The organism is Xenorhabdus yunnanensis (genome assembly GCF_028598805.1).
In the GTDB taxonomy this organism is placed as follows: Bacteria; Pseudomonadota; Gammaproteobacteria; order Enterobacterales; family Enterobacteriaceae; genus Xenorhabdus; species Xenorhabdus yunnanensis.
Map to the genome: position 1 here is coordinate 1 of NZ_JAQRFI010000115.1, position 3290 is coordinate 3290.

At 37.3% G+C, this 3290-nt stretch carries 3 protein-coding genes; 2 read left to right on the plus strand and 1 reads right to left on the minus strand.

Annotation, left to right across the window (positions count from 1 at the left end; all coding sequences use genetic code 11):
- Window positions 1–625 precede the first annotated feature (625 nt).
- On the minus strand, window positions 626–1387 hold the full coding sequence (locus PSI23_RS20745) for a Thoeris anti-defense Tad2 family protein (RefSeq protein ID WP_273556851.1): 762 nt from the start codon (window positions 1385–1387) through the stop codon (window positions 626–628).
- Window positions 1388–2027: 640 nt separating this feature from the next.
- Between PSI23_RS20745 and PSI23_RS20750 the strand changes: the two genes are divergently transcribed.
- Both PSI23_RS20750 and PSI23_RS20755 read left to right on the plus strand, forming a co-directional pair.
- Complete coding sequence (locus tag PSI23_RS20750) at window positions 2028–2534, plus strand: hypothetical protein (protein ID WP_273556852.1); 507 nt, start codon at window positions 2028–2030, stop codon at window positions 2532–2534.
- A gap of 74 nt (window positions 2535–2608) precedes the next feature.
- A complete protein-coding gene (locus PSI23_RS20755) occupies window positions 2609–2992 on the plus strand; it encodes a DUF3969 family protein (protein ID WP_273556853.1) in 384 nt (127 codons plus the stop codon).
- The last annotated feature ends 298 nt before the right edge of the window (window positions 2993–3290 follow it).

The window sequence follows — 3290 nt, forward strand, 5'->3', positions numbered from 1 at the left end:
TAGCGATGGGTGATCTACCGGATTGGTCTGCCAAAAGAAGTTTTTACCTTAAGATTTCTTAAGATTTCACTTATGCTATTTCTTTGGCGTATAGCGTAGAGTAAGGCATCAACGTTATCAAATGTTATCATTTGGCTTGTCTGAGTTTTGGTTTTGTAACTTTGAATGCGAAGAATATTTGTTCTGGGAGGCAATGTTTTTCCGATTTCAAATCGGGAAAATCAGCACGTCCTATCCAACCATAACGGAGATCATTACGGTTGCCGCAGGTGGCTCAGATTTGAGTCATTGCAATATTGGCTGGATTTTAACCCGCAACTTTTAGCGGGTTCATCGGACGAAAGTTCGGCTGATTGACCAACCAAAATGAGGACCACGGCAGCAGGTAGGTATATTAAACGTACTGAGTCATTTTTAACCAACCCTCTTCAAGAGGGTAGCCTCTGAGATTGATGATTCATTAACCTCAAAAATCATCAGAGTTTATTTCCACGCCTCCGTTTCAAATGGAAGCGTGACATAGCACTAAACCTGCATCATGCAGGAAATTAGGGATATCAAGGGGTTAAAGCTGGTTTTACGTGAAAAAGGCCACATTAAGCAGCCTTGAATTCAGAGTGTAGATTTATTGCCAGTTGAAGCAAAAGCGCTTGGTTTGACCTGTTTGTTGCAATATGTTTATTAGATTTTTTGCATTATTACTATAATCATAATAACCAGAAAAATAAGCCTTCATTTTAGGATCCAGCTCGGGGCTACCGTCAGAATTTTCCCCGAGATTGTAGACTACACCATCAACTGTTACATAAAGAGTTTTTTTGAGTACCCCCAATAGTTCTGGAAGATAATCAGTATCTGAGGATATCACAGTAAAAAATGCGTCATCTTCCCAATGGAAAGCCAATATTGACAAGTTTGTAATATTAGTCTCATTTTGCACTGATATTAAATCCCCAAAAGCATCTTTGCCCCCGTATAGTTTATTGCTAATATACCCCCACCAATCACCATCACCATTTATTCGTCCTAATTGAAGCTCAAAAGACAGCATGCAATCTTCGGGCTTTGGTGTTATCTTTACTAATCCCCAATCACAGGCCATTAAGTCTTCTGGTGTTGGTTCCCAAGTCTGCGGTATATTGTTTTTGTCATGCTTCTCAATATGGACAGGTTCACTACCATCATTTTTAGCAGAAAGCTGTATGTATTCATTAGCGTTCCACTTGCTACGACTTAAAACCTTTCCTAAGTACACTTGAATTAACGCCCACGGAAGAGAGCCGACGGGTGGTATACCATCAACTTCAACATCAACTTTCTTCTTATATTGACTGGGTTCAAATGGGCAATTAAGGGTGGTATCCTCTGGCTTATTAATTTCAGACATAAATCCCTCACTTAATTATTTATTAATAAAGGTAATTTCATCCTACTGCTAAATTGCCAGTTAATATTACTTAGGTCGGATTTTTATCTCAATTTAATAACCATTAGCAGAATCAATACGCCTTAAAATAGGGTTGCGTATTATAAAATCTGTCTATTGGTCGAGTGCATAACTCACTGAGTTGTAAATTCAAAGTTTGGTGCTGATACATGCCATGTCAGCCATTACTCAGATGGCAACTATTGTCTGAGAATGGGGAACATGGGCTTAACAATACCGCCATCCAGACGGTAGCCTGAGTGGTCACACCTTAAACAGGTCTTAATGCCTCTCAAAGAGGTGCCAAGTTATCAATATGAGCAATTGAATTCGTTATCCGTGATCAAGCGGGATTTTGAGCTACTGCAAATTCTTCATGAGTTGGATTGTAAATTCAAAGCCTTACTCACCCTATAATTTTTAATAATCAACTTCATTTATCTTTCATTAATATTGTATCCGAAGTAAATCGGTTCTGGTTTTAATTCCGTTTAGCTGGGTATCTATATAATGCTTCATATTACGCCAGAGTTATTTTAATTCTGTTGTGAGAATACTTTTGTGAGAATACTTTAAAGCTTATTTATATGAGGACATTCTTATGAATCGACTTGCAAGAGTTCTGTTTAGCGTTCTATTGGTATCGCTCTCTTTTTCGGGGCACAGCTTTCAAGCACCAGATGAAGCGATAAACCCATATCAAACTTTAATTACTAAGAAGCACACGCAACATAAACACGAATATGAACACGGATATGAACATGGGTATGATCATGGATATGAACGTGGGTATAGTCATGGATATGAGCACGGATATTCAAGTGATCTTAAGCACTTTTATAACGCACCTCAAGATGCGCCAAATTATCCGGTAGGGTTTAAGAAAGCTAAGTATGGAAAACAGAAATATACTATTGATAATAAGGCATTACTGCATAACTTAAGAAAACATAAAAGTGGAAAGTGGTATAAAGTTTATTTAGATGGCATCCTTCCTGAAGGACAATACGTGTCGCTTCATTATTTTGAACATGATAGTGGTCGTCCAATTTATGACTTTAAAGTCGTGTATAATCATTGGAGTAATAAAACTAGTCAGATTAAATAATAATTTAATTTTTTTCTGGGTGTGTTACACCACGTTGAAATATAAATATCTATTGATTAGTTGGAGATAAAAATATGGATTTTTATTATCGAATTGAAGATAAACATGCAGGTAAACTGGTTAGTTTTATAATCTTAGGCGTCTTGTATTCTCTTGAGAGAGAGTTAATATCTACTGAAGAAGCAGACGGTTTTATATTCGCGCCTTATGTTTCTCAAACATTGGAGGAACTAAAAGCAGATGATGAATGTGTTGATGTCAAAACATTAGCTAAGATTATTATTGCCGGATGTGAACTTGACGATGTAAGACGGATATGCCCTGAATTCCTGACACAATCAATTCAAGAGTTGATTGAAAGGACATTTTCCGTAATTGAAAAAGGTAAAGCAATTGGGTACTTAGTACAAAACGAAGTTAATACAATAGAGAGAAAAAGTAAGTTACGCGACCAGTAATGCAGCAACATAAACACGACCTGACAGTTACCCATTCTGTAATGGACGCAAGGGTGACTGTCATCTTTTTAAATCTGAGTCTTAGGCATAAAAACCCCGCCGGAGCGAGGCTTAAATTCAGGATTGGATTTATTTCCAGTCAAAGCAAAAGTGCTTAGTTTGGCCTGTTTACTTTAATATAGCGCCCAACTTTTGCGAAAAAGTCACCATCATGTAACCCCAATCTTGTTCAGTACCATCATATTTACTGGTTCCCAATGTAAGATTAAAAAGCAACATGCTATTCATAGTCCAGTCA

Coding starts and splice junctions, on each gene's coding strand:
- PSI23_RS20745 (WP_273556851.1), bottom strand. CDS start 1,387: ATGTCTGAAATTAATAAGCCAGAGGATACCACCCTTAATTGCCCATTT.
- PSI23_RS20750 (WP_273556852.1), top strand. CDS start 2,028: ATGAATCGACTTGCAAGAGTTCTGTTTAGCGTTCTATTGGTATCGCTC.
- PSI23_RS20755 (WP_273556853.1), top strand. CDS start 2,609: ATGGATTTTTATTATCGAATTGAAGATAAACATGCAGGTAAACTGGTT.